Here is a 4,383-nt window from a genome sequence, read left to right as displayed (position 1 = left end):
GCATCTTCACCATTACATGATCTGGCAACCGATTTGCCGCTGCCAACCGCCATATGTTCAGCAACGACGGTTAACCTTGCCGCTCTTCGTTTATCACCTAGCTCAGCATGATGAAAGTGATCGGCTGCCCATTGGCTCGGGTTAAAAATTGACATGGAAAATGGTGAAGTAAATGAATTTGCATGATCAGATCATCGGCAGTCAAGAGAGTTCCGTTTTTTTACTAATTATTTGTGTAGAAGAGACAGAGCGGATTCTGGGGGATTGAAGCCTTTGCTCCTTTAGTAAAACGCTTTCCTGTATTTAAAAAGTCCCGTTATATTATGGCCAACGACAGCAGCTTCTGGGATGATGCTAATTTACTCGAACTATGCGTTTACGCTAAAGCGCAAGACTACACTGAATACCTGTTAGACCATTATCCGCAGCTCAAAGCCGACTCCCACGCTAAAAGTTTGGTCTATGCGGCATTGACCTCAGAATTTGACCTTAGGATTATCGAAAAACTGATTAAGGCCACCGTCGATATCAATCGCATCTATAGGATGACACCGCCTGATGCCGACCATTCACCCTTGCTCAACCAATATATTAATAATGCCCAATTTACCGATCCGAATAAACGGAGCTACATCTACCAAGCCCTTGAACTGTTGCTCAAATATGGCGCTAATCCAAATGCCGAATTTGTGAATACGGGTAAACCCTATGAGATGTTAGTCTGGTCGAATTTACGACTATTGGTTTATCCAATGGTCGAAAAGAAAACCTTTCTGCCCGAGTTTTTCGATCTGTTCCTGCAATATGGTATGGATATCAATAAAAAATTTGGGGCGGTGGATGAACCAACCTTACTCACTATCTGCCAGCGTGGTTCAGGGAAAGAAGATCAAGCAACGCATATCCAAGTGATGGAATATCTGCTCACCAAGGGACTGGATTTAAGCCTCACCAATATCTACAACACTAACTATGTTTCTGCGGCGGCCATCGCCTGTCGAACCCAAGTACTTGAATGGCTTATTCACCAAGGCGGGGATATTTTTACCCATTGCGGCCACGATAATTCGCCGATTCTGCACAAGGCGATTTCGACCTACTGGTGGGATCAAATCACTGGCCCCATGCGACGTAATACTGTGGAACTCTTACTGCGCCACGGAGCTAAAATTGAAGAATTTTCGGTGGATGAGCAATTTACGCCACTCATGTGCGCCTGTTACTACGGCGCGCAGTCCTGCGTAGAAGCCCTACTCGAACATGGCGCCAACCCTAATGCCATCAATGCTGAAGATACCACCCCAGCCCTTTGCGCCGTAATAGGTGGCAGTTCAATCGAGTTTCCTCGCTTTGAATCCACAGCGGTACGGATTTTAAAGCTATTGCAGCAATATGGCGCCGACTTAACGGCTGAAAACTGCCGCGGCAATAGCCCACTGGTCGCGGTAATTGAGCTGGAATATAAGGAGATTTTCGAAGCACTGCTGCAAATCGTGCCCTATAGCGAAACTCAGCTTGAGCGAGCACTTGAAGTGGCGGAGCCAGAAAGCTATTTCAGCCGTCGCCTGCTGCAAACACTGGGGCGCGAGATACCGCCAGCATCAGCAAGCCTATCCCATTCAAATCTATCCCATACTAATCTATCCCATAATAGTGAAGTACCGACAACAGCTTCGAGCAATGCCGATCCGATAACGGCGAATCCACAAGCGTCTGAGGTGAATGCCACATCAGCGCCCGCCAAACAAACCCGATTAGAGGTGAGTAATGCGGCGGCAAATCGGGGGCAAATTCCAACGCTGCTGGATCTCAAAACCAAAGTACAGAGCTTTTTTAAACTGGTCGCTACCGATCCCACGATCACAGTTGAGCAATTCGACTCGGTGAGAACCCTTATCGATCAATTGATTGAAAAGCTCGACCACTTTAGCTTTTTCCGCAATCAAGCGACAAAGGCCGAATTTGAGGAAGGTGTTCAGGAATATATCGATGAAACCGTCGAAGAAATTAACGGAATTATCGAGGATGATTATCCTGCACTTACCGAAGCCTTAGTCGATTCCGTCTGGATAATTTTGCAGTACTTTAAGGTTGAGATTGATATCGAGACCGCGCTAAGAAAGCGTTTTTGGTAACAGTTAGCACCTTGGCTGCCATGAGCACCACGAATAAAGCCCCAACGTTGGGGCTTTATGCTTTCGAGATTAAGCCTGACAAAAAGTGCAGCTTAGGAGACTGACACCGGCAGACTTAGCGGCCTATTAACCAACATAATGGCGAAAGCTAAGGTTTAAACATTAGAGACTTAAACATTAGAGGCTTTAGCAAGCAGTAACTGGCTACGGATGATTTGACGTATCTGATTATGCAGTTCAAATACTCGAGCGCGATCATTAAGATTTAGCGATAGATTTTCCAGCATCACCAGATCCAAATTAAATTCGGGATAATGCAGTGTCATCGACATATAACCGGTTAAATAACCCGTATGACTGTATTCGACGAGGCCATCGTCCTTATTGATCCTCACCCCATAGCCATAGTGCATATTCGGCCATAAGAATTGGATCTCGGTATGCGCCGTTGTCATCCGCTCATAACTCTCTGCGCTCAGCAACTTGCCAGCATGTAATTGCTGCAAAAAGGCGGCATAAGCGGGCGCTGAGGCAATCAATCCCCCCGCGGGCAACAAAGCTTCATCAAGCACTAAATCAGAGGGGGCAATCACCTCACTTTCCTGTAAACCAACGGCGAGTGAAGGCATTTTGGTGTGAATCGCCGCAATACTACCAAGCTCTGCACTCAAGCCATTAAGCTGGTATCGTGTAGCAAACTGCGCCACTTGTTCGGCAAAGGATTGGTGATTGACCTTCTCAAGCACTTGCCCAAGCAGTGAATAACCAAAGTTGGAGTATTCAAATTGGCTACCTGGCTCGAAGCGATTAGCCTTACCCAATTTATCGACACCCGATGTATGCGTCAGCAGTTGGTGCAGCGTAATCCGCGCGTCATATCGATTAGAATTAATTGCATCCGCACTTGAATTTGTACTCGCCACAGTACCTTTTAGCGCCTTATTATCCCCATCAAGCTCACCAAAAAGGTAATGATTTAGCGATAGATTTAAGTCGAGTTTCCCCGCATCGACCGCCTGCAATACTAAGGTTGCAGTGATTTGTTTAGAGAGCGATGCCATCACAAAGCGCGAATCTTGACTAATACCTTCGCCCTTTTGCAGCTCAAGTTGCGGTTTCCCCTGCTCAAGCAGGATGACACTGCCACTAAATGGCTGCGGCGAATCCTTGATCGCGGCTTGGATTAAGGTCTTAATCTCTGCCGCCTTTGAGACAGAGGACGCCGTTTGGCTTTCAACGGCAATCGACTTATCACCTTGCACGCTCTGCGCTTTTTCAGCCCCAGTCTCTAGTAATGCGGCAATACTATTGGCACTTGGGAATAATAACAAACCAGTCAACAGAGTACTGATTACACTTAAACGCATAGGTTATCCTTAACTTAATGAGTAGATACTACCTTATTAGAAAGCGGCCAGCTTATCACAGTGGAATGTTAAGTGATGCTGCTTTGAGATTGGGAATAAAAGTCAGAATTTAGTCTTTAAAGTGAGTGGATTAGATGCCGAGACTCACACACTCTTTACCAAATCAACAACACTATTTGCCCAGCGGCAACTCCGAGGGGGATTGTGTGCCCCTTGAGCTCTGGTGATATGGGTAAATAATTAGGGCATAACAGTTATGCCTGTTGGCTCTTTCTAAAAGCAACCTAAGACGATTTAGGCATTAAGCAATGATAAATAGTTGACTAAAACAGTCAACAACCATAACATGCACAATATAAGCATGTTTGATAATTACTAGTCCTTAATAGATTAAATAGAGGTAGTTCTGATGAGTTCATTATTTACTAAGTTCACTAAAACTGACGATAAAACCAAAAATGTAGCCCAATTTGTGCCGAGCACGGATGATAGCACTGCGGCGGATATCACAACCACAGAGCAACCTGAACAGACGAATACAGCAGAAAAACCTAAATCCCCTGGTTTTTGTTGTGGTTCATGTTCATAAACCACTTACCCTGGAATTTTAATATCGACTCACATGCATAGCACTGAAGAATCCCCTGATGATTTACAAATAAATCATCAAATTAGGGTGGAAGCGCATCTTGTTGCATGATCAAATGGTTTCGCTAAAAACTACACTTGGACAACAAGATGCGCGAAGCCAATATCCTACAACATTCTTTACACCAATACTGCCCAGAACTTCACCTAAAACGATTAAACAGCTTGATGCTGGCCTCTAAGGCACTGATTGAATGTAAGACACTGACCTTGACTGAGTTAGGTCGAAATTT

4 protein-coding genes and 1 pseudogene are annotated in these 4,383 nt (G+C 45.2%); 3 read left to right on the top strand and 2 right to left on the bottom strand.

Annotation, left to right across the window (positions count from 1 at the left end):
- On the bottom strand, positions 1-155 hold a 155-nt coding region (locus L5M38_RS24640), incomplete at its 3' end, for a transposase DNA-binding-containing protein (RefSeq protein ID WP_411569244.1).
- Between the two features lie 168 nt (positions 156-323).
- On the opposite strand from L5M38_RS24640, the gene L5M38_RS23770 reads away from it, so the two are divergent.
- Entirely contained in the window at positions 324-2,135 is a 1,812-nt protein-coding gene (locus tag L5M38_RS23770; protein WP_263180509.1) for an ankyrin repeat domain-containing protein, read from the top strand.
- Positions 2,136-2,305: 170 nt separating this feature from the next.
- On the opposite strand, the gene L5M38_RS23765 is transcribed toward L5M38_RS23770, so the two are convergent.
- Positions 2,306-3,502 carry a serine hydrolase domain-containing protein gene (locus tag L5M38_RS23765; RefSeq protein WP_263180507.1) on the bottom strand — a complete coding sequence of 399 codons (1,197 nt, stop codon included), beginning with the start codon at positions 3,500-3,502 and terminating at the stop codon, positions 2,306-2,308.
- A gap of 409 nt (positions 3,503-3,911) precedes the next feature.
- Here L5M38_RS23765 and L5M38_RS23760 point away from each other — a divergent pair, with 409 nt between their 5' ends.
- Both L5M38_RS23760 and L5M38_RS23755 read left to right on the top strand, forming a co-directional pair.
- Entirely contained in the window at positions 3,912-4,091 is a 180-nt protein-coding gene (locus L5M38_RS23760) for a CCGSCS motif protein (RefSeq protein ID WP_248066318.1), read from the top strand.
- A 149-nt stretch (positions 4,092-4,240) separates the two neighbouring features.
- Positions 4,241-4,383, top strand: a pseudogene (locus tag L5M38_RS23755) (IS4 family transposase); the annotation flags it as partial.

It is taken from the genome of Shewanella sp. SM101 (assembly GCF_025654465.1).
Taxonomy (GTDB): Bacteria; Pseudomonadota; Gammaproteobacteria; order Enterobacterales; family Shewanellaceae; genus Shewanella; species Shewanella oncorhynchi.
The sequence above is the reverse complement of the archived record's forward strand: the minus strand, read 5'-3'. Positions and strand labels throughout refer to the sequence as shown.

What these genes read in the sequence shown, in the direction of transcription:
- L5M38_RS23770 (WP_263180509.1), top strand. Translation starts at nt 324, where the DNA reads ATGGCCAACGACAGCAGCTTCTGGGATGATGCTAATTTACTCGAACTA.
- L5M38_RS23765 (WP_263180507.1), bottom strand. Translation starts at nt 3,502, where the DNA reads ATGCGTTTAAGTGTAATCAGTACTCTGTTGACTGGTTTGTTATTATTC.
- L5M38_RS23760 (WP_248066318.1), top strand. Translation starts at nt 3,912, where the DNA reads ATGAGTTCATTATTTACTAAGTTCACTAAAACTGACGATAAAACCAAA.